The organism is Streptomyces sp. NPDC001927 (assembly GCF_053594455.1).
Map to the genome: position 1 here is coordinate 101,164 of NZ_JBSFEN010000014.1, position 17,437 is coordinate 118,600.

The window sequence follows — 17,437 nt, forward strand, 5'->3', positions numbered from 1 at the left end:
TTATGCGGGGGCGCCGGCCGGGCCCGGGTCACACCATGCGGTGGCACAGGCGACAGAGGGAACGTTACGGCGGTGGGGTGGAACCTCGCGATCCGCTCAGCGCGGCGACCATCCGCGAAACGCGGCGGGTCCACCGGTTCATCGCGCGGACTCCCGCAGCGTCTGCGACGGCGTCTCCCCGAACCGGGTCCGGTACTGCGCCGCGAACCGCCCGTGGTGCGTGAAGCCCCAGCGCCAGGCCACCTCGCTCACGCTCAGCTCCCCCGGGCCCGCACCCCGCAGCTCCTCGTGGACCCGTTCGAGCCGGACGTCACGGACGTACGCCATCGGAGACATGCCCACGCACTCCCGGAACGACTCCTGGAGCCGGCGCACGCCCACCCCGGCGAGCTCGGCGAGTTCGGTCGTGGTGAAGGGGTGCTCAGGACGGGCCCGTACGGCGTCCATCGCGCGCTTCACGGACACCGGCCGCAACTGCCCGCCCGGGTGGGCCAGCTCGTCCCGCCAGGGGTGGTCGGCCGCCAGCAGCAACCCGTTGAGCAGGGCCTCCTGGAGGGGACCTGCGACCAGCGCGTGCTGCGCCAGGCCGTCCCCGGCGAGCGCTTCGCGCGCCACCTGGAGCGCGAAGCGCGCCCAGGCCCGGCCGGGGCCGCGGGTGAGGTCCACGTACGGCGCGAAGGCGAGCCGGCCGCGCGGCGGGCGGCCGATGAGCCGTTCGAGGCGTTCGCTCAGCGCGGCCGCGTCGATCTTGACGGAGAGCGTGCGGCAGTCCCCGCTCCAGCGCTCCAGGACCGTGTCGCCGTACGGGTCGAGCACCACCGCCTCGCCGGCCGTCGCGACCACCGGCGCGGCCCCGCCCTGGCGCAGCTCCATCGTCCCGCCGAGCGGCGCGTTGACATGGAAGGCCCCGAGCTCGCCGAAGCGCATCCGGACGTCGGCCCCACAGGACAGGTCGCCGATGACCAGCGGTCCGAGCCGCACCGTGTCGAACGTGGCGGCGAAGGGACGTTCCCGCCGTTCGATGACGTCCATGAAGTTGGCGTAGTAGCGCGCGTCGATCTCCTGGCGCGCCTCGTCGACGTCCCGCGTTCTGAAAGAGCTCCCACCCACGAGCCGCAAGAATACGATCATCGCGAAATTCGTTGGGACGCGCGTGCCCGTGAACGGCACGATGGGCGCCATGCCTCAGCCTCATGGATTCAGCTACGCGCAGCGCGCGGACGGCACCGTCGTGATCACGCACCAGGGACGCGCGGCGGGCACCCTGCGCGGCGGGCGGGCCGAGAAGTTCCTGGCGGAGGTGGGATCGGGGGACGCCCAGCTGGTCATGGCCCGCTGGACGGGCGCGTACAAGTTCGGCAACGAGCGCGCGGCCCGGAACCACCCCCGTAACCGAAGTGGCCGAAGGGACTCCAGGTAAGGGAACGGCAAAGCCGCCTCGCTCGTTACCCCTGGCATGACCGCTATGACCCCCGGCTCGAACATCCCGCTCTCCGCCGCGCGCGTGGCGGTGGACGTCGCCGCTCCGGTTCGGCTCGACGTCTCGGGCCTGCTGCTCAGCGCCAACGGCAAGGTGCGCTCGGACGACGACTTCATCTTCTACAACCAGCCGACCGGCCCCGGCGTGACCTACCGCTCCGGCGGCGGCACGGCCCCGGACGCGATCGTCGTGGACACCGGCGCGGTGCCGCCGGGCATCGAGAAGATCGTCGTCACCGCGAGCCCGGACGCCGCGGGCCAGACCTTCCAGGGCGTCGAGCCCACCGCGACGATCCGCAACGCGGACGACGGCAGCGTCCTCGCCACCTTCACCCCGCCGCAGCTGGGTGCCGAGACGGCGCTGGTGGTCGTGGAGATCTATCTGCGCAACGGCGCCTGGAAGGCGCGCGCCGTGGGCCAGGGATACGCCAACGGCCTCGCGGGCATCGCCACCGACTTCGGCGTCTCGGTGGACGAGGAGCCGGCCGCCGCCACGCCCGTGGCGCCCCCGGTCGCGGCCCCGCCGGCCGCCCCCGTCGACCCGCGGATCTCCGCCCCGACGCCTCCCCCGCCGCCCGCGCCCCCGGCGGCCCCGGCAGCGCCCGCCGCCCCGGTCTCCACGGGCAAGATCAACCTGGACAAGGGCCGGGTCAACCTCCAGAAGAACCAGACGGTCTCCCTGGTCAAGGGCGGCCGTCCGCTCCTCACCCAGGTCAAGATGGGCCTCGGCTGGGAGCCCGCGTACCGCGGCAAGGACATCGACCTCGACGCCTCCGTCATCGCGTACGGCCCCCAGCGCAACCACCTGGACAGCTGCTACTTCGGCAAGCTCTCCATCCTGAACGGCTCGATCAAGCACTCCGGCGACAACCTGACGGGCGAGGGCGCGGGCGACGACGAGGTCATCGTCGTCGACCTCGGCCGGCTCCCCGCCGACGCCACGGGCCTGGTCTTCACGGTGAACTCGTTCACCGGCCAGAAGTTCACCGAGGTCGCCAAGGCCTACTGCCGGCTGATCGACGCGGCGACCGGCGAGGAGCTGGTCCGCTTCGACCTGACGACGGCCGAGCCGCAGACGGGCGTGATGATGGCCAAGCTCATCAAGCAGTTCTCCGGCGAGTGGGAGATGACGGCGATGGGCGAGTTCGTGAAGTCCCGCACGGTCCGCGGCATGGTGAAGCCGGCGGCCCAGGCGCTCTGATCGCTGTACGGGGAAGGGCCCGCCGGTCACCGACCGGCGGGCCCTTCCTCACGCGCTCGTCCTCACACCCAGGGTCCTCACATCCAGGGCCAGTCCGCTCTCTGACCGGCTTCGAGCAGCGGAACCATCCGGAACGCGGCGTCGGTCAGCCCGGCGAAGGTGTGACGCCGGCCGGTCCCCGAGGGCGCGTGGCCGACCCGGTGGCCCGCCAGGTTCCAGGTGTACACCGGGACGTGGTCCGGCACCTGCGCGGTCGGGTCGCCCAGGCGGCTGTATGCGGCCTGCTCGTCGGTGACGATCAGGACCCTGTCGTGCCCCTTGTAGTGCCTGCGCACCGCCTCGGTGGTGTTGGTGCCACCGAGGTTGCCGAAGCGGTCGAGGACCTTCAGCACGGACTCGCCGGCCTGGTACGGCACCGGCGCGCTGCTCGTGCCGAACTCCACCAGGTCCGCGTCGGCGGCCCGCATCGCCACGGCCGTACCGAACACGGCCGCCGCGTCGGCCCGGTTGAGCTCGGAGCGGTCGGAGAGCCGCGACCACATCGAACCCGAGCGGTCGACGAGGACCAGCGTCCGGCCGGGCAGCGCGGGCACGTTGGCCAGCGAGTGGCCGAGCGCCTGCTCCAGCGGATACGCCCAGCGCAGCGAGGGCGCGTGCCGGTACGCGGCGAGGTAGCGGAACGGGAACTGCCGCGACGCCGCGACCGCCTCCGGGTCCGAGATCCGGGCCGCCACCCGCGCCGCGACCTCGTCGGAGACTCCGGCCCCGTCGAAGTTGCGCAGGTTCCGCACCAGCGCCATGGCCCCCATGGACGGGATGACGGCCTCCCAGGCCGCCGCGTCCATCGGACCCTGCAGCCAGCCCGCCAGCGCCTCCCAGGTCATCCCGGCCTCGGCCAGGCGCTCCGCCCCTCCGGGGCCGGTGACCACGGCGCGCCGTTCCTCCACGGGGAGGTCCATCAGGGCGCGATGGGCGGCGAGGACCGGGCTGGAGGCCGGAGGCGCCGCGGTCTCGGGCCGGTGGCGCCGGTCGAGCGCATACCGGAACAGCTCGCCCTGCCACGGCTTCTCGGGATCGGGCGCGGCATGCGTCAGATTGAGGACGTCACCGAAGCGGTAGCCCTTGGAGTCGGTGTCGTACTTGAGCAGGGACTTCGCGGAGTACAGCCGCTGCACGGCGTCGGCGACGCCCCGCTTGACGGGCTTCGGGATGTTCCGTCCGTACGTCGAGGTCCAGTAGCCGAGCAGTTCGCCGGGCTCGTCGGCGCGGAGCAGCACGGAGTCGACGACCTGCCGATTGGTGGGGCCGGTCTCGACGCCCGCGTCGAGGCGCGCGCGGACGTACTCGGCGGCGCCGACGAGGGAGGCGGTGCGCATGTGGGCCTCGCTCCGCAGCCAGCGGAGCAGTCCGGCGGTCCACTCCGGGTCCTCGACGGCGAGCTTCCGCACGAGGCCGGCGAAGCGGTCGTCGCGCTCCTCACCGCTCTCGTAGAAGGTCCGCTGCGTCACGAAGTTGGCGACCGCGAGCAGAAAGAGTTCGGACCTCGGCTCACGCAGGACTCCGATGCCGCCCTGATGGGTCGGGGCGCGGTGGGTGGAGACGACGGGTGAGGTCGTGCGGGCGCCGACGGTACGCGTGTTGAACCGTGCCATGTGAATTCCCCCGAATTCGAGCGTGCGGGGAAGGCACAGGGTTACAGGGACGACGAGGGCGCCCGAGTTCAGGAGTCGGCGGCGGTGACAAGTCGGCTGCTCTATCCGATTGAGCTACACACCCCAGGGGTGCGACGGGACTCGAACCCGCAACCCGCTGATCCAAGAAGTATCCGTCGCCTGCGCACCGGGCACCCTCGTGTCCATGCTGTGCCTCCCGAGATCAAAAGGGGCGGCGGCGTGATTTCGTGGAAGAAGGAGCCGCAGCCGGCGCACCGGGAGGTGCATGGGTATGACCCTAGGCGGGCGGCACGCGCACCCGCCAAGGGTTTTTCTCCGCTACCCGATGAGCGGTCAGCGGCGGGGCTGACGGCGCCAGGGCCCGGTGATGGCGATCATGATGCCCGGGTCCTGGATGTTGGCGAAGAGGGTGTCGCCGTCGGGCGAGAAGACGACGCCGGTGAACTCGCTGTCGTTCAGGTCGTTGCGCGCGATCGGGTAGGTGCGGCCGCGCTCGGTGGCGCCGAAGAGGTGCTGGACGCCCTCGCCGTCCTCGGCGATGACGAGCCCGCCGTAGGGGGAGACGGTGATGTTGTCCGGGCCGTCGTAGGCGCCGTCCTTGTCCGGGTCGGGGTTGACGCCCAGGAGGACCTGGAGGGTCAGGGTGCGCCGCTTGGGGTCGTAGAACCAGACCTGGCCGTCGTGCGCGGCGCCGGGGCTCTCGTCACGGGCGTACGAGGAGACGATGTAGGCGCCGCCGTCGGCCCACCACATGCCCTCCAGCTTGCGGGCGCGGGTCACCTCGTCGGGGCCGAACTGCTCGCGGACCTCGACCTCGCGGCCGTCGCGGTCGGGCACGTCCAGCCAGTCGACACCGTAGACCGTGCCGATCCGGGTGGCGCGGGAGAGGTCGTCGACGAAGCGGCCGCCGGAGTCGATGCAGCGGGGCGCCTGGAGGACGCCGGCGTCGTCGGCGAGGGTACGGAGCTTGCCCCGGCCGTGCTCGAAGCCGCGCGGCGGGACCCAGCGGAAGAAGAGGCCGTTGGGCCCGGAGGCGTCCTCGGTGAGGTAGGCGTGACCGCGCTTGGGGTCGATGACGACCGCCTCGTGGTCGTACCGGCCGAAGGCCTTGATGGGCTTGGGGGCGCGGTTGGCGCGGCGGTCGCGCGGGTCGACCTCGAAGACGTAGCCGTGGTCCTTGGTCATGCCGTTCTCGCCGGCCCGGTCGGAGTTCTCCTCGCAGGTGAGCCAGGTGCCCCAGGAGGTACGGCCGCCGGCGCAGTTGGTGGAGGTGCCGGCGATGCCGACCCACTCGGCGACGGTGCCGTCGCGGTGCACCTCGACGACCGTGCAGCCGCCGGACGCGGCGGGGTCGTAGACGAGGCCCTCGGTGAGGGGGACGGGGTACTTCCACTTGGAGCGGGCGCCCTTGAGCTCGTGGTTGTTGACGAGCAGGGTCGTACCGCGCGGCCCGGCGAAGGTGGCGGTGCCGTCGTGGTTGGACGGGGTGAACTCGCCGGACTCCAGCTTGGTGACGCCGCTGTGCGTGATGACGCGGTACGTGAACCCGGCGGGCAGCGCGAGGACGCCCTTGGGGTCCTCGACAAGGGGCCCGTACCCGAGCCGGTGGTGCCGTTCGCCGTCACCCGCCCGCTCCTCGGCCTCGAGCCGGTCGTCGGGGGTGGCGAGCGCCTCGGGCGCGGTCGCGAGGGCCGCGACGGTGCCGGTCAGGACGAGGCCCGCTCCGGCGGCGGTGGACTGCTTGGCGAACTCTCGGCGGTTGAGGGGCATGGCGTGGTCGTCTCCCTGTCGTCACCCGGTGTCGGGGCACACGGTCCCGCCCGCGTATAAACGACAGTTGAACAGAGAGGCTGCCTTCCATGAACCTGCCTGCCACGGGTCGGCGTGTCCTTGTCAGCGGAGCCTCCCGGGGCCTGGGCCGCGCGGTGGCCCAGGCGTTCGCCGAGAACGGCGACCGGGTGGCCGTCCACTACGGCTCGCGAGCCGACGAGGCGCGAGCGACCTTCGCGTCGTTGTCGGGATCCGGCCACGCCCTGATCCAGGGCGACCTGGCGGACGCGACGGGCGCGGAGGAGGTGGCGGACGCGGCGGCGGACGCACTCGGCGGGATCGACGTCCTGGTGAACAACGCGGCGATCATGCGACGCCACCCGCTACCGGAAACCCCCTACGAGGAGTGGGTGGCGACCTGGCGAGACCACGTGGCGGTGAACCTCCTGGCCACGGCGAACCTCAGCCATCTGGCGGCCCGCCGCATGATCAACCAGGGCGGGGGCGGCCGGATCGTCAACATCGGCTCCCGGGGCGCGTTCCGCGGCGAACCCGACCACCCGGCCTACGCCGCGACCAAGGCCGCCGTCCACGCCCTGGGCCAGTCCCTGGCGGTCTCCCTGGCCCCCCACGGCATCGCGGTCGCCTCGGTGGCCCCCGGCTTCTTCACGACGGAACGCGTAGCCCCCCGCCTCACGGGCGCGGAGGCCGAAGCCATCCGCACCCAGAGCCCCTTCGGCCGCGTAGGAACCCCGGAGGAGATCGCCGCAGCGGTCCTCTGGCTGTCCTCCCCCGCCGCCGAATGGTCCTCAGGCACGATCCTGGACCTCAACGGCGCGTCGCATCTGCGGACGTAACCGGGGCGGACTGGGGCCCGGGGCGGAGCCCCGGGAACCCCCTCACGCGCTGCCGCGCGACCTCGCCTTGAACGCCGCCTTGCGGGCCTCCTTCGCCGCTGTCTTGTCCGGGTGGAGGCGGCCCATCGCCTCCAGGACCTCCGCCGTCGCCGGGTGTTCGACGCGCCACGCCGCCTCGAAGAAGCCGCTGTGGCGGCCCGTCAGGCCCTCGATCAGGTCGCGCAGTTCGTCCAGTTCGCCGCGCGCGTCCAGCTGCGCCGCGATCGTGTCGATCGCCAGCCAGAAGATCATCGCCTCCGACGGCGCCGGCACGTCCGCCGCCCCGAGCTCCGCCAGCCAGACCCGGGCGAGCCCGCCCAGTTCCGGGTCGTCGAGCACCTCCCGTACTGCCGGTTCCGCCTCCGCGCCCACGAGCGAGAGTGCCTGCTGGCAGTGGAGGCGGCGCAGCGGGGAGGCCTCGTCGGCGCCCCGCGCCGCGGCAAGGAGATCCCGTGCCGCCGCCACCGCGTCCCGGCCCTCCAGCCAGCCCACCGTCTCGGCGCGCGCCGCCGTCTCGGGGTAGGTCGCCAGCCCGTCGAGGAGCACGTCCGCGCCCTTGTCCGCCAGTTCGCCGACGGCCGGCGCGTCCACGCCCGCCTCCAGCATCCGGGCCCGGACGCCGTACAGCCCGAGCGGCGTCAGCCGGACCATGCCGTAGCGGCTGACGTCCTCGTCGTCGACCTCGTCCGCCTCGTCGAACTGCGCCGCCGGCTCCTCGCCCTCCTCCACCATCAGCGCCTCGTCGACGGGCTGGTACTCGACGAGCCCGATGGGCTCGAGGAGCCGGAACTGGTCGTCGAGGCGCATCATCGCCTCCGAGACCTGCTCCAGGACGTCGTCCGTCGGCTCGCCCATGTCGTCCGGGACGATCATCGACGCGGCGAGCGCCGGCAGCGGCACCGGACCCTCGCCCGGCCCGCCGTCGCCGACCGTGAGCAGGTACAGGTTGCCCAGCACGCCCTCCAGGAACTCGGCCTCCTCCTCCGGGTTCCAGTCGAGCAGCTCGAAGTCGATCTCGCCGTCCTCGCCGATGACGTCCGTGATGTCGTCCAGGACGGGCGCGGTGGCGTCGGCGAACACCACGTCGAGGCCGTCGAGCCAGATCCCGAGGACGTCGAGCGGCGCCCCGCCCGTGAGGACCGCGAGGTTGTCGCCCACGGTCACCCCGCCCGGGGTGTCGTCGTCGCCGTCCTCGACCTCCACGAGCCCGGTGTCGACCGCGAGGCGCCACGCCTCGCTCGCGTACGCCTCGCCGTCCTCGTCCGCCGTGAGGCCCAACGCCTCGGCGGCGGCGGGCAGTTGGTCCTCGACGAGCTCGCCGCCCGCACTTACCCGGGTCTCCGGGCCGGCCCAGCGGGCGAGCCGCGCCGCGCGGGACAGAAGGGGCGTGGCCAGGGCTTCCCGCGCCAGCTCCGCGTCCGAGTGCAGCTGAACGGGGGGCAGGGAGGGGTGGTCCGGTGCCATCTGCGGTCTTCTCCTCGAAGGGCGTGTGAGCCTGGGTGGCGGTGCGGCGGTCCGGACGCGCGGCGCGCGCCGAACGCGCTTCAGCGTAGACGCTTTTCCCGCCCCACCTCCCGGTTCACGGTCCCGTCAGCCTTCGTACACCCGTCGAGCCTTGACAAGTCCCCCACCCAGCCAAGAGATTGACGCGCGTAGATCCATCGACCGATTCTCCAAGCGTCTCCGGAGCACCCTGATGCCTTCCTCCATACCGAGATCCGCGGCCGTCGCCGCCGTCGTGTCCGCCGCGCTCGCCGCCGGGCTGCTCGCCGCCTCCGGCAGCGCCGCGGCCGAGGACACCGCCGCCGTCCGCATCCACGACATCCAGGGCACCACCCGCGTCTCGCCCCTCGTCGGCACCCAGGTCACGGGCGTCACGGGGATCGTGACCGGCGTCCGGACCTACGGCTCGCGCGGCTTCTGGATCCAGGACCCGCAGGCCGACGACAACCCGGCCACCAGCGAGGGCCTGTTCGTCTTCACCAGCTCCGTGCCGACCGTCGGCGTCGGCGACGCCGTCACCGTGAACGGCACCGTCGGCGAGTACGTCCCCGGCGGCCTGGCCTCCGGCAACCAGTCGCTGACCCAGATCTCCAAGCCGACCGTCACCGTGGTCTCCTCCGGGAACCCGCTCCCGGCCCCCGTGACGATCTCCGCCTGGTCGGTCCCGAGCGCGTACGCCCCCGAGGGCGACCCGGCGGCCGCCGGCTCCATCAACGGCCTCACGCTCAACCCGAAGAAGTACGCCCTGGACTACTACGAGTCCTTGGAGGGCACCAACGTCCGCGTCGGCACCTCGCGCGTGGTGGGCGCCACCGACCCGTACTCCGAGCTCTGGGTGACGGTGAAGCCCTGGGAGAACCGCACCTGGCGCGGCGGCACGGTCTACGGCTCGTACACCTCGCAGAACACCGGCCGGCTCCAGATCCAGTCGCTGACGCCGATCGCCCAGCAGCCCTTCCCCAAGGCGAACGTCGGTGACGTGCTCTCCGGGACGACCGAGGGCCCGCTGGACTTCAACCAGTTCGGCGGCTACACCCTGACGGCCCGCACCCTCGGCACGGTCGTGGACCGCGGCCTGGAGCGCGAGGCCACCGAGAAGCAGCGCCGGAACGAGCTGGCGGTCGCGACGTACAACGTCGAGAACCTCGACCCGTCCGACCCGCAGGAGAAGTTCGACGCGCTGGCCGCGGCCGTCGTCGACAACCTGGCCTCGCCCGACATCCTGGCCCTGGAGGAGATCCAGGACAACAACGGCGCGAAGAACGACGGCACGGTCGCCGCCGACCAGACGGTGAAGAAGTTCACCGACGCGATCGTGGCAGCGGGCGGCCCGGCGTACGAGTGGCGCTCGATCGACCCGGAGAACAACAAGGACGGCGGCGAGCCCGGCGGCAACATCCGCCAGGTCTTCCTCTTCAACCCCGAGCGGGTCTCCTTCACCGACCGCGCGGGCGCGAACGCCGCCGCCGCGACGGACGTGGTGCGCGGCAAGGGCGGGCGCCCCGAGCTGACGCTCTCCCCCGGCCGCATCGACCCGGCGAACACGGCCTGGGAGAACAGCCGCAAGCCGCTGGCCGGCGAGTTCACCTTCCGCGGCCGGACGGTCTTCGTGATCGCCAACCACTTCGGTTCCAAGGGCGGCGACGAGTCCCTCGTCTCGCACCACCAGCCGCCGGTCCGCTCCTCCGAGGCGAAGCGCCTGCTCCAGGCGCAGTCCGTGAACGCCTTCGTCAAGGACGTCCTCGCGATCCGCAAGGACGCCGACGTCCTCGTCGTCGGTGACATCAACGACTTCGAGTTCTCCGGGACGACGAAGGCGCTGACGGACGGCGGGGCGCTCTACCCGGCGGTGAAGTCACTGCCGCGCAGCGAGCGGTACTCGTACGTCTACCAGGGCAACAGCCAGGTCCTCGACCAGATCCTGACCAGCCCGGGCGTCGGCCGCTTCGAGTACGACAGCGTCCACATCAACGCGGAGTTCGCGGACCAGAACAGCGACCACGACCCGCAGGTCCTGCGCTTCCGCCCGTAGGCGCCCGCAGGACGGCGTCACGCGCCCGCGTGCAGACTCAGCGCGGGCGCGTAGCGCCGCACACCGCCGCCGACCACTCCCGGGTACGCCTGCACCCTCGCCCACTGCGGGGTCGCCGAGCCGATGCCGTCTCCGGGCCGGGCGAGCGCCTCGACGTGGGCCCGCTCGCTCTCCCACTCCGCGTAGTTGAGGATCCGGGTCCCGTCGGTCGAGAGGTGGAAGTGGCCCGAGATCCCGCCGGACGCGGCGCCCGCCGGGTCGGTCTCCATCGCCTCGAAGACCCCGTCCACCCAGTCCCGCTGGCGGGCGGCGTCCGGGGCGTCGAACTCCACGTCCACGATCACGACGCAGCCGGGGACGCGGGCGTCGGCCGCCGCGAGGGAGCGGTACGGCGGCGCGTACCGGTGGAGGGCGACGCGCTCGATGCCGGGCACGGCCGCATCGATCTCGGCGTTCCGGTCGTCGCGGAAGGTACGGACGAACCGCTGGTACGCCTCCTCCTCCGTCCACTGCGAGTAGTGGAGCAGCGTGTCGCCGTCGGCGCCGGTGTACACCGAGTACGAGAGCAGATCGTGGTCCGGCCACTCCCGGCTCTGCCAGGTCTTGGCGATGGCGTCGACGGCGGCCCGCTGCCGCTCGGGCGTACCGACCCGCCACGTGGTGACGAGGACGAACCCGACACCGGGACGGTGCAGGTCGGGGCGGGCGTCGGGGCGGGCAACGGCGTTCATGGGGTGGCCTCCTGTCGTCGATGACCCGAGCCTCCTCCCTCAACCTTGGTTGAGGTCAAGTCCGGTCCCCGTGCGAGACTCGGCCCATGCTCCTGCGCCCCGCCATCCGTGCCGACCTGCCCGCCGTCCTCGCCCTCCTCGCCGACGAGGAGCGGGTCGTGGACCCCGCGTCGATCGTCGTCACGGAGGCGTACGAGCGGGCCTTCGCGGCCATCGAGAGCGATCCGCGCAACGAGATCCTGCTGCTCGTGGACGACGACCAGGTCGTCGGCTGCCTCCAGGCGACGTACATCCCCGGCCTCGGCAAGGGCGGCGCCGAGCGGGCGCTGATCGAGGCGGTCCGGGTCAGGGCCGACCGGCGGGGCGGCGGACTCGGCCGGGAGCTGATGCGCCGCGCGGTCGAGCGGGCGCGCGGGCGTGGCTGCGGGCTCGTCCAGTTGACCAGCGACAAGCGGCGGACGGAGGCCCACCGCTTCTACGCCTCCCTGGGCTTCGCCCGCAGCCACGACGGCTTCAAACTGACGCTGTGAAGGACCGCTAACCCAGCAGGTGCCCGCCGCCGTCGACGAGAAGCACCTCGCCGGTGATGTACGAGGCGTTGGCGAGGTCGAAGACGGCGCCGGCGATGTCCTCGGGCCGCCCGACCCTGCGCATCGGAACCGCCCCCGCCACATGGGCCTTCGCCTCGTCGGCGCCCGCCACGCCGTCGAACCAGGGGGTGTCGATGAACCCCGGCGCGACCGCGTTGACCCGGACGTCCGGGCCGAGGGTCTTCGCGAGCAGCTTCGTCATGTGGTTGACGGCCGCCTTGGAGACGGCGTACGGGATGGAGCTGCCGCCGGGGCGGACTCCGGCCTGCGAGGAGATGTTCACGACGCAGCCCGCGCCATGGGCCTTCAGATGCGGGACGGCCGCGGTGATGGTCTGCCAGACCCCGATGACGTTGACGTCGTACAGATGGCGCCAGACCTCCGGCGAGGCCGCCGCCAGGTCGTCGTGCGGAATGAACCGGGTGGTGCCGGCGCAGTTGACGAGGATGTCGAGACGGCCGTACGCCTCGACCGCCGCGGCGACGAGGGCCGCGGCCTGCGCCTCGTCGGAGACGTCGGCCTGGACGTAGACGGCGTCCGGCAGTTCGGCGGCGAGGGCCTTGCCCGCCTCCACCGAACGCGCCGAGTTGACGACGACCCGGATCCCGGCGTCGGCCAGGCGGCGGGCGACGGCGGCCCCTATGCCCGAGGACGAACCGGTGACGAGTGCGACGCGCTGTTCGCTCATGATGTGTGCTCCTGGTCCCCCTGTCGCGTCCCGCCCCGATCATGCCAGACCCCACACTTCAGCCCTGCTTACCCCTCACCCCAAGCAGAACTAAGTGGACCTTCACCGTCAAGGCCCGCAGACTTCTCGAATGAGTACTGAACGCCCCTTCGGCCGGGCCCTCTGCGCGATGATCACGCCCTTCACCGCCTCGGGGGAGCTAGATCTCGACGCCGCCCGCGTGCACGCCGCGCACCTGGTCGCCGAGGGCTGCGACGGCCTGGTCCTCAACGGCACCACCGGCGAGTCCCCGACCACCACGGACACCGAGAAGGCCGCCCTCATCGAGGCGGTCCGCGAGGCCGTAGGCCCCGGCGCCTCGGTCCTCGCGGGCGTCGGCACCTCCGACACCCGCCACACCGCCGAGCTGGCGCGCCAGGCCGAGAAGGCGGGCGCGGACGGTCTCCTGGTCGTCACCCCGTATTACAGCCGGCCCCCGCAGGCCGCCGTCGAGGCGCACTTCCTCAAGGTCGCGGAGACGACGGACCTGCCGGTGATGCTGTACGACATCCCCGGCCGCACGGGCACCCGGATCGAGCCCGCGACGATGCTGCGGCTGGCCGCGCACCCGAACATCGTGGCGGTCAAGGACTGCGCCTACGACCTGCTCGGCTCGTCGAAGGTGATCGCCCGCACCTCGCTCGCGTACTACTCGGGCTGCGAGGAGCTGAACCTGCCGCTGTACGCGGTGGGCGGCGCCGGATACGTCAGTACGGTGGCCAATGTGGCGCCGCGTCAGCTGCGGGCCGTGCTCGACGCGTTCGACCGGGGCGACACGGCGGAGGCGACCCGGCTGAACGCGCTCACGCTGCCGCTGGCCGAGCTGATGATGGCCGCCGGCCTTCCGGGCACGGTGACGGCGAAGGCGCTCCTCGGCGACTACGTCCGGGAACCGCTGCAGCCCGCCGACCGGGAGGCGGTCGACGGGCTGCGGGCGGCGTACGAGGATCTGGTTCAGTCGAACACGTAGGTGGTGCCGAAGAGCGCCGCGTGTTCGAGGACGTCCTCCAGCGGGTCGTCGATCTGACCGGTGTGGAGGGTGAGGCTCGGGCCGTTCTGGATCGTCGGCCCGTTGTGCGTGCGGGTGTGCGTCTCGTCCGCCGACGCCGCCCCTACGGGCAGCAGTACGGCGGCCGCCACCGCCAGGGCCCCGACAACGGTGGGCCTCGTCCTCATGTCGACTCCTCGCCTTGTCTGTTCGTGTGACTCCGCGTCGTTCCGTTAACGCAGAGTCACACGTCCAGGTCACGTGCGGGGCATCGTCAGTTGTGGCTGTGCAGGATCTCGTTGAGCCCGCCCCACACCGCGTTGTTCGGGCGGGCCTCGACGGCGCCGGTCACCGAGTTGCGGCGGAAGAGGATGTTGTCGCCGCCCGAGAGGTCGCGGGCCTTGACGACCTGACCGTCGGGCATCGTGACGCGCGTACCGGCGGTGACGTACAGACCGGCCTCGACGACGCACTCGTCGCCGAGCGCGATGCCGACGCCCGCCTCGGCGCCGATGAGGCAGCGCTCGCCGATGGAGATGACGACGTTGCCGCCGCCGGAGAGCGTGCCCATGGTGGACGCGCCGCCGCCGATGTCGGAGCCGTCGCCGACGACGACACCGGCGGAGATCCGGCCCTCGACCATGGAGGTGCCGAGCGTGCCGGCGTTGAAGTTGACGAAGCCCTCGTGCATGACGGTGGTGCCGGCGGCGAGGTGCGCGCCGAGGCGGACCCGGTCGGCGTCGGCGATCCGGACGCCCGCGGGGGCGACGTAGTCGGTCATCCGCGGGAACTTGTCGACGCTCGTCACGGCGAGGTGCAGGCCCTCGGCGCGGGCGTTGAGGCGGACCTTCGCGATGTCGTCGACGGCGACCGGGCCGAGCGAGGTCCAGGCGACGTTGGCGAGCAGGCCGAAGACGCCGTCCAGGTTCTGGCCGTGCGGCCGGACCAGGCGGTGGCTGAGCAGGTGCAGGCGCAGGTACGCGTCGTGCGCGTCGAGCGGCTTGTCGTCGAGCGAGGAGATGACGGTGCGGACGGCGACCACCTCGACGCCACGGCGGGCGTCCACGCCGAGGGCCTTGGCGGCGCCCTCACCGAGGGCGTTGACGGCAGCGTCGGGCGTGAGCCGCTCGGTTCCGGGGGGCCCGGGGCTGTCGGTCAGCTCGGGGGCGGGGAACCAGGTGTCGAGAACGGTGCCGTCACCGGCGATGGTGGCGAGGCCGGCGGCGACGGCGCCGGTGGTGCGAGGAGCAGTGGTCATGCGGAAAACCTAACGGTCCGGGCGGCGCCCGGGCCAACCGGTCTCAGGTGTCGGTCGACGGCCCCGGCGTTTCCGACGACACCGGCGCCTCCCCGCTCGTGGGATCCCCCGGAGCCCGGGCGGGCCGTCAGGAGCCGGGTGTCAGGAGGCCGGGTTTCAGGAGCCCGGCGTCAGGAGGTCGGTGTCAGGAGCCGGGCGAGCATGGAGCGGGCGTAGGCCTCGTCGTACTCCACGCCGGTCAGCAGCACCTGCAGACAGATGCCGTCCATCAGCGCGACGAGCGCGCGGGCGGTGACGAGGTCGGTGTGGCGGGAGAGGGCCTCGGTGACGGCTTCGGTCCACTCCGCCGCCACCGGTCGCAGGGCGGGCCGGCGCAGGGCGGCGAGATAGAGCTCGTACTCCAGCTCCACCGCGGTCCGCTCGCCGCCGACCCACTCCCCCATCAGCCGGGCGAGGGCGCCGGCGAGGTCGGTCTCCATGTCGGCGCGCGCGGCGCGCCTGCGCAGCTCGCCGCCGAAGCCCTCGTTGGCCTGGCGCAGGGCCGCGACGAGGAGTTCGTCGAGCGAGGCGAAGTGGTACGTCGTGGAGCCGAGCGGCACGTCCGCCTCGGCGGCGACCGTACGGTGGCTCAGGCCGGCGATGCCCCGGGCGCCGACCACGCGCAGCGCGGCGTCGACGATCCGCTGCCGCCGCTCGGGGTCGTGGCGGCGGGCGCGCGCGGCGGCCATCAGTGGGCTCCCCCCAGGTTGAGCACGAGGACGCCCGCGATGATGAGGACCACCCCGGCGATCTTGGCGGCGTTGAGGGTCTCGTTCATGAAGAGGATTCCGATCACGGCGACCGCGGCGGTGCCGACGCCGGACCATATCGCGTACGCGGTCCCCACCTGGAGGGTCTTCAGCGCCTGGGCGAGCAGCGCGAAGGCGATCACGTACCCCAGGCCCGTGACGATCGAGGGCCAGAGCTTGGAGAAGCCCTCGCTGTACTTCATGGAGACCGTCGCGACGATCTCGGCCGTGATGGCGCCTGCCAGCAGTCCGTATCCCATGTGTACCAGCGTACACATGGATGTGTACGACCGTACACAACGCCGCCCGATACGGTAAGGCTCATGACAATCCCCACGGGGCCCTACGGTTACGGCTACCCGCCTCCGCCCCCACCGCCGAAGCCCGGCGTGATACCCCTGGCGCCGCTGGGTCTGAGCCAGATCCTGACCGGCGCCTTCGCCACCCTCGGCCGGTACTGGAAGCAGCTGCTCGGCGTCGCCACGGCCGCCTACGGCGCGGCCCTGCTGCTGGTCGCGGGGGCCGTCGGCATCGCGTACGCCGTGGTCGCCGACCATGTCCCCCGGGTCTTCGACCTGCCGCGCGGGCAGGAGCCCAGCTGGGACGACGGCCGCCCGCTGCTGTTCGCCTTCGGCGCCGTGTGGGTGGTGGCCCTGGTCGGGATGCTGCTCGCGAGCGCCGTGGTGTACGCGGCGTGCCCTGCCGTCCTCCAGGAGGCGGTGGTCGGCCGGCGGACGTCCTTCGGGGCGATCTGGCGCCGTTCCTGGTCGCGGATGCCCTCGGTCCTGGGCACCGCCCTCCTGACGATGCTGCTGACCGTGCCGGTCCCGCTCATCGTCTTCGTGGCGACGTTCGCCGGCCTGTTCGTGGCCCTCGAGGGGTCGGGACCGGTGGCTTGGGTGTTCCTGTCGTTCGGTGGCGCCATGCTGGCCACGCTGCTGACCGCCCCGCTCGCGGCCTGGCTCTGGGTGAAGTTCAGCCTGGCCGCGCCGGCGGCGGTGTTCGAGGGCCAGGGGGCCGTGGCCTCGATGCGCCGCTCCAGCCGACTGGTCCAGGGCTCGTGGTGGCGGGTCTTCGGTGCGCTGCTCGTCGCGGGCCTCATGGCCGCGACGGCGAACTGGATGATCCAGCAGGTCCTCAGCCTGCTGCTCTCGTTCCCCGCCTCGTTCACGGACCCGGCCGGCGCGGACACCGCGGGCGAGGTGCTGATCGCCTTCGTACCGCTCCTGGTGATCGCCGTCATCGGCTCGATGGTGGCGCAGGCCCTCTGCTCGGTCTTCCCACCCCTGGTCGCCGCCCTGCTCTACGTCGACCAGCGCATCCGCAAGGAGAACCTGGCCCCGGCCCTCGCCCAGGCGGCCGGGACGCCGTACCCGATCACCGGGTGAGCGATCCGCTCAGTCCGTGAGCGACCGCTTCGGCCGCAGGACGCAGAACTCGTTCCCCTCGGGGTCGGCGAGGACGACCCAGGTCGCGTCCTCGCCCTGACCGACGTCGATCCGGCGGGCGCCGAGGGCGACGATCCGCTCGACCTCGGCGTCCCGGTCGTCGGGCGTCAGGTCGATGTGGAGCCGGTTCTTGACGGTCTTGGTCTCGGACACCGGCAGGAAGCACATCCCGGGCAGGGCGTGCTCGTCGGCTCCGATGACGACCTCGTGCTCGTCCTCGTAGACGATCTTCCAGTCCAGGACCTGGGCCCAGAAGCGGGCCTGGGCCTGGAGGTCGTGGGAGTCGACGACGATGTGGTACATGCGAACGGCCATGATCGCCAGTATGCCTGGCGATCATGGCCGTTCGGGGG

General features: G+C 72.3%; 18 protein-coding genes. 7 read left to right on the forward strand and 11 right to left on the reverse strand.

Annotated elements, in window-relative coordinates:
• Positions 1 to 138: 138 nt before the first annotated feature.
• Positions 139 to 1,110 (reverse strand): AraC family transcriptional regulator, encoded by a 972-nt coding sequence (locus tag ACWCO8_RS32820; protein ID WP_451035268.1) that lies wholly within the window; start codon positions 1,108 to 1,110, stop codon positions 139 to 141.
• Positions 1,111 to 1,180: 70 nt separating this feature from the next.
• Here ACWCO8_RS32820 and ACWCO8_RS32825 point away from each other — a divergent pair, with 70 nt between their 5' ends.
• Positions 1,181 to 1,420 carry a hypothetical protein gene (locus ACWCO8_RS32825; RefSeq protein WP_362014132.1) on the forward strand — a complete coding sequence of 80 codons (240 nt, stop codon included), beginning with the start codon at positions 1,181 to 1,183 and terminating at the stop codon, positions 1,418 to 1,420.
• A 36-nt stretch (positions 1,421 to 1,456) separates the two neighbouring features.
• Positions 1,457 to 2,680: a TerD family protein gene (locus ACWCO8_RS32830; protein WP_451035269.1), complete on the forward strand. Its 1,224-nt coding sequence runs from the start codon at positions 1,457 to 1,459 to the stop codon at positions 2,678 to 2,680.
• 77 nt (positions 2,681 to 2,757) lie between these two features.
• Here ACWCO8_RS32830 and ACWCO8_RS32835 read toward each other — a convergent pair whose 3' ends face one another.
• Both ACWCO8_RS32835 and ACWCO8_RS32840 read right to left on the reverse strand, forming a co-directional pair.
• Positions 2,758 to 4,332: a TROVE domain-containing protein gene (locus ACWCO8_RS32835; RefSeq protein WP_451035270.1), complete on the reverse strand. Its 1,575-nt coding sequence runs from the start codon at positions 4,330 to 4,332 to the stop codon at positions 2,758 to 2,760.
• Positions 4,333 to 4,686: 354 nt separating this feature from the next.
• The gene (locus tag ACWCO8_RS32840; protein ID WP_451035271.1) at positions 4,687 to 6,123 is read right to left on the reverse strand and encodes an alkaline phosphatase PhoX; all 1,437 of its coding nucleotides are present in this window, start codon (positions 6,121 to 6,123) and stop codon (positions 4,687 to 4,689) included.
• A gap of 89 nt (positions 6,124 to 6,212) precedes the next feature.
• Between ACWCO8_RS32840 and ACWCO8_RS32845 the strand changes: the two genes are divergently transcribed.
• The gene (locus tag ACWCO8_RS32845) at positions 6,213 to 6,980 is read left to right on the forward strand and encodes an SDR family NAD(P)-dependent oxidoreductase (RefSeq protein WP_451035272.1); all 768 of its coding nucleotides are present in this window, start codon (positions 6,213 to 6,215) and stop codon (positions 6,978 to 6,980) included.
• Between the two features lie 42 nt (positions 6,981 to 7,022).
• Here the strand turns inward: ACWCO8_RS32845 and ACWCO8_RS32850 are convergent, their stop codons facing one another.
• Positions 7,023 to 8,483, reverse strand: a complete 1,461-nt coding sequence (locus ACWCO8_RS32850) for a hypothetical protein (RefSeq protein WP_451035273.1) — start codon at positions 8,481 to 8,483, stop codon at positions 7,023 to 7,025.
• A 232-nt stretch (positions 8,484 to 8,715) separates the two neighbouring features.
• Between ACWCO8_RS32850 and ACWCO8_RS32855 the strand changes: the two genes are divergently transcribed.
• Positions 8,716 to 10,554 (forward strand): endonuclease/exonuclease/phosphatase family protein, encoded by a 1,839-nt coding sequence (locus ACWCO8_RS32855; protein WP_451035274.1) that lies wholly within the window; start codon positions 8,716 to 8,718, stop codon positions 10,552 to 10,554.
• 17 nt (positions 10,555 to 10,571) lie between these two features.
• Here the strand turns inward: ACWCO8_RS32855 and ACWCO8_RS32860 are convergent, their stop codons facing one another.
• A complete protein-coding gene (locus ACWCO8_RS32860) occupies positions 10,572 to 11,285 on the reverse strand; it encodes an antibiotic biosynthesis monooxygenase (RefSeq protein ID WP_451035275.1) in 714 nt (237 codons plus the stop codon).
• An 86-nt stretch (positions 11,286 to 11,371) separates the two neighbouring features.
• Between ACWCO8_RS32860 and ACWCO8_RS32865 the strand changes: the two genes are divergently transcribed.
• On the forward strand, positions 11,372 to 11,815 hold the full coding sequence (locus tag ACWCO8_RS32865) for an N-acetyltransferase family protein (RefSeq protein WP_451035276.1): 444 nt from the start codon (positions 11,372 to 11,374) through the stop codon (positions 11,813 to 11,815).
• Between the two features lie 7 nt (positions 11,816 to 11,822).
• Here the strand turns inward: ACWCO8_RS32865 and ACWCO8_RS32870 are convergent, their stop codons facing one another.
• Positions 11,823 to 12,563 (reverse strand): SDR family NAD(P)-dependent oxidoreductase, encoded by a 741-nt coding sequence (locus ACWCO8_RS32870; RefSeq protein ID WP_451035277.1) that lies wholly within the window; start codon positions 12,561 to 12,563, stop codon positions 11,823 to 11,825.
• 130 nt (positions 12,564 to 12,693) lie between these two features.
• Here ACWCO8_RS32870 and dapA point away from each other — a divergent pair, with 130 nt between their 5' ends.
• Positions 12,694 to 13,572 (forward strand): 4-hydroxy-tetrahydrodipicolinate synthase, encoded by an 879-nt coding sequence (gene dapA, locus ACWCO8_RS32875; RefSeq protein ID WP_451035278.1) that lies wholly within the window; start codon positions 12,694 to 12,696, stop codon positions 13,570 to 13,572.
• Here dapA and ACWCO8_RS32880 read toward each other — a convergent pair.
• The 4 genes from ACWCO8_RS32880 to ACWCO8_RS32895 all read right to left on the reverse strand — a co-directional run bounded on the left by ACWCO8_RS32880 (position 13,557) and on the right by ACWCO8_RS32895 (position 15,896).
• Positions 13,557 to 13,778 carry a hypothetical protein gene (locus tag ACWCO8_RS32880; protein WP_362014115.1) on the reverse strand — a complete coding sequence of 74 codons (222 nt, stop codon included), beginning with the start codon at positions 13,776 to 13,778 and terminating at the stop codon, positions 13,557 to 13,559. The two genes, dapA and ACWCO8_RS32880, sit on opposite strands and share 16 nt — an antisense overlap.
• A gap of 86 nt (positions 13,779 to 13,864) precedes the next feature.
• The gene (dapD, locus tag ACWCO8_RS32885) at positions 13,865 to 14,848 is read right to left on the reverse strand and encodes a 2,3,4,5-tetrahydropyridine-2,6-dicarboxylate N-succinyltransferase (RefSeq protein WP_451035279.1); all 984 of its coding nucleotides are present in this window, start codon (positions 14,846 to 14,848) and stop codon (positions 13,865 to 13,867) included.
• 170 nt (positions 14,849 to 15,018) lie between these two features.
• Positions 15,019 to 15,576 carry a TetR/AcrR family transcriptional regulator gene (locus ACWCO8_RS32890; protein ID WP_451035280.1) on the reverse strand — a complete coding sequence of 186 codons (558 nt, stop codon included), beginning with the start codon at positions 15,574 to 15,576 and terminating at the stop codon, positions 15,019 to 15,021.
• On the reverse strand, positions 15,576 to 15,896 hold the full coding sequence (locus tag ACWCO8_RS32895; protein ID WP_362014111.1) for a DMT family transporter: 321 nt from the start codon (positions 15,894 to 15,896) through the stop codon (positions 15,576 to 15,578). Before ACWCO8_RS32895 ends, ACWCO8_RS32890 begins: the two co-directional genes overlap by 1 nt.
• A gap of 63 nt (positions 15,897 to 15,959) precedes the next feature.
• Here ACWCO8_RS32895 and ACWCO8_RS32900 point away from each other — a divergent pair, with 63 nt between their 5' ends.
• On the forward strand, positions 15,960 to 17,024 hold the full coding sequence (locus tag ACWCO8_RS32900) for an oxidoreductase (RefSeq protein ID WP_451035281.1): 1,065 nt from the start codon (positions 15,960 to 15,962) through the stop codon (positions 17,022 to 17,024).
• Between the two features lie 9 nt (positions 17,025 to 17,033).
• On the opposite strand, the gene ACWCO8_RS32905 is transcribed toward ACWCO8_RS32900, so the two are convergent.
• Positions 17,034 to 17,399 carry a VOC family protein gene (locus ACWCO8_RS32905; RefSeq protein WP_451035282.1) on the reverse strand — a complete coding sequence of 122 codons (366 nt, stop codon included), beginning with the start codon at positions 17,397 to 17,399 and terminating at the stop codon, positions 17,034 to 17,036.
• Between the last annotated feature and the right edge of the window lie 38 nt (positions 17,400 to 17,437).

What these genes read in the sequence shown, in the direction of transcription:
- ACWCO8_RS32865 (WP_451035276.1), top strand. Translation starts at nt 11,372, where the DNA reads ATGCTCCTGCGCCCCGCCATCCGTGCCGACCTGCCCGCCGTCCTCGCC.
- ACWCO8_RS32905 (WP_451035282.1), bottom strand. Translation starts at nt 17,399, where the DNA reads ATGGCCGTTCGCATGTACCACATCGTCGTCGACTCCCACGACCTCCAG.
- ACWCO8_RS32835 (WP_451035270.1), bottom strand. Translation starts at nt 4,332, where the DNA reads ATGGCACGGTTCAACACGCGTACCGTCGGCGCCCGCACGACCTCACCC.
- ACWCO8_RS32895 (WP_362014111.1), bottom strand. Translation starts at nt 15,896, where the DNA reads ATGGGATACGGACTGCTGGCAGGCGCCATCACGGCCGAGATCGTCGCG.
- ACWCO8_RS32855 (WP_451035274.1), top strand. Translation starts at nt 8,716, where the DNA reads ATGCCTTCCTCCATACCGAGATCCGCGGCCGTCGCCGCCGTCGTGTCC.
- ACWCO8_RS32850 (WP_451035273.1), bottom strand. Translation starts at nt 8,483, where the DNA reads ATGGCACCGGACCACCCCTCCCTGCCCCCCGTTCAGCTGCACTCGGAC.
- ACWCO8_RS32840 (WP_451035271.1), bottom strand. Translation starts at nt 6,123, where the DNA reads ATGCCCCTCAACCGCCGAGAGTTCGCCAAGCAGTCCACCGCCGCCGGA.
- ACWCO8_RS32830 (WP_451035269.1), top strand. Translation starts at nt 1,457, where the DNA reads ATGACCGCTATGACCCCCGGCTCGAACATCCCGCTCTCCGCCGCGCGC.
- ACWCO8_RS32860 (WP_451035275.1), bottom strand. Translation starts at nt 11,285, where the DNA reads ATGAACGCCGTTGCCCGCCCCGACGCCCGCCCCGACCTGCACCGTCCC.
- ACWCO8_RS32890 (WP_451035280.1), bottom strand. Translation starts at nt 15,576, where the DNA reads ATGGCCGCCGCGCGCGCCCGCCGCCACGACCCCGAGCGGCGGCAGCGG.
- ACWCO8_RS32870 (WP_451035277.1), bottom strand. Translation starts at nt 12,563, where the DNA reads ATGAGCGAACAGCGCGTCGCACTCGTCACCGGTTCGTCCTCGGGCATA.
- ACWCO8_RS32900 (WP_451035281.1), top strand. Translation starts at nt 15,960, where the DNA reads ATGACAATCCCCACGGGGCCCTACGGTTACGGCTACCCGCCTCCGCCC.
- ACWCO8_RS32845 (WP_451035272.1), top strand. Translation starts at nt 6,213, where the DNA reads ATGAACCTGCCTGCCACGGGTCGGCGTGTCCTTGTCAGCGGAGCCTCC.
- ACWCO8_RS32825 (WP_362014132.1), top strand. Translation starts at nt 1,181, where the DNA reads ATGCCTCAGCCTCATGGATTCAGCTACGCGCAGCGCGCGGACGGCACC.
- ACWCO8_RS32880 (WP_362014115.1), bottom strand. Translation starts at nt 13,778, where the DNA reads ATGAGGACGAGGCCCACCGTTGTCGGGGCCCTGGCGGTGGCGGCCGCC.
- dapD (WP_451035279.1), bottom strand. Translation starts at nt 14,848, where the DNA reads ATGACCACTGCTCCTCGCACCACCGGCGCCGTCGCCGCCGGCCTCGCC.
- dapA (WP_451035278.1), top strand. Translation starts at nt 12,694, where the DNA reads ATGAGTACTGAACGCCCCTTCGGCCGGGCCCTCTGCGCGATGATCACG.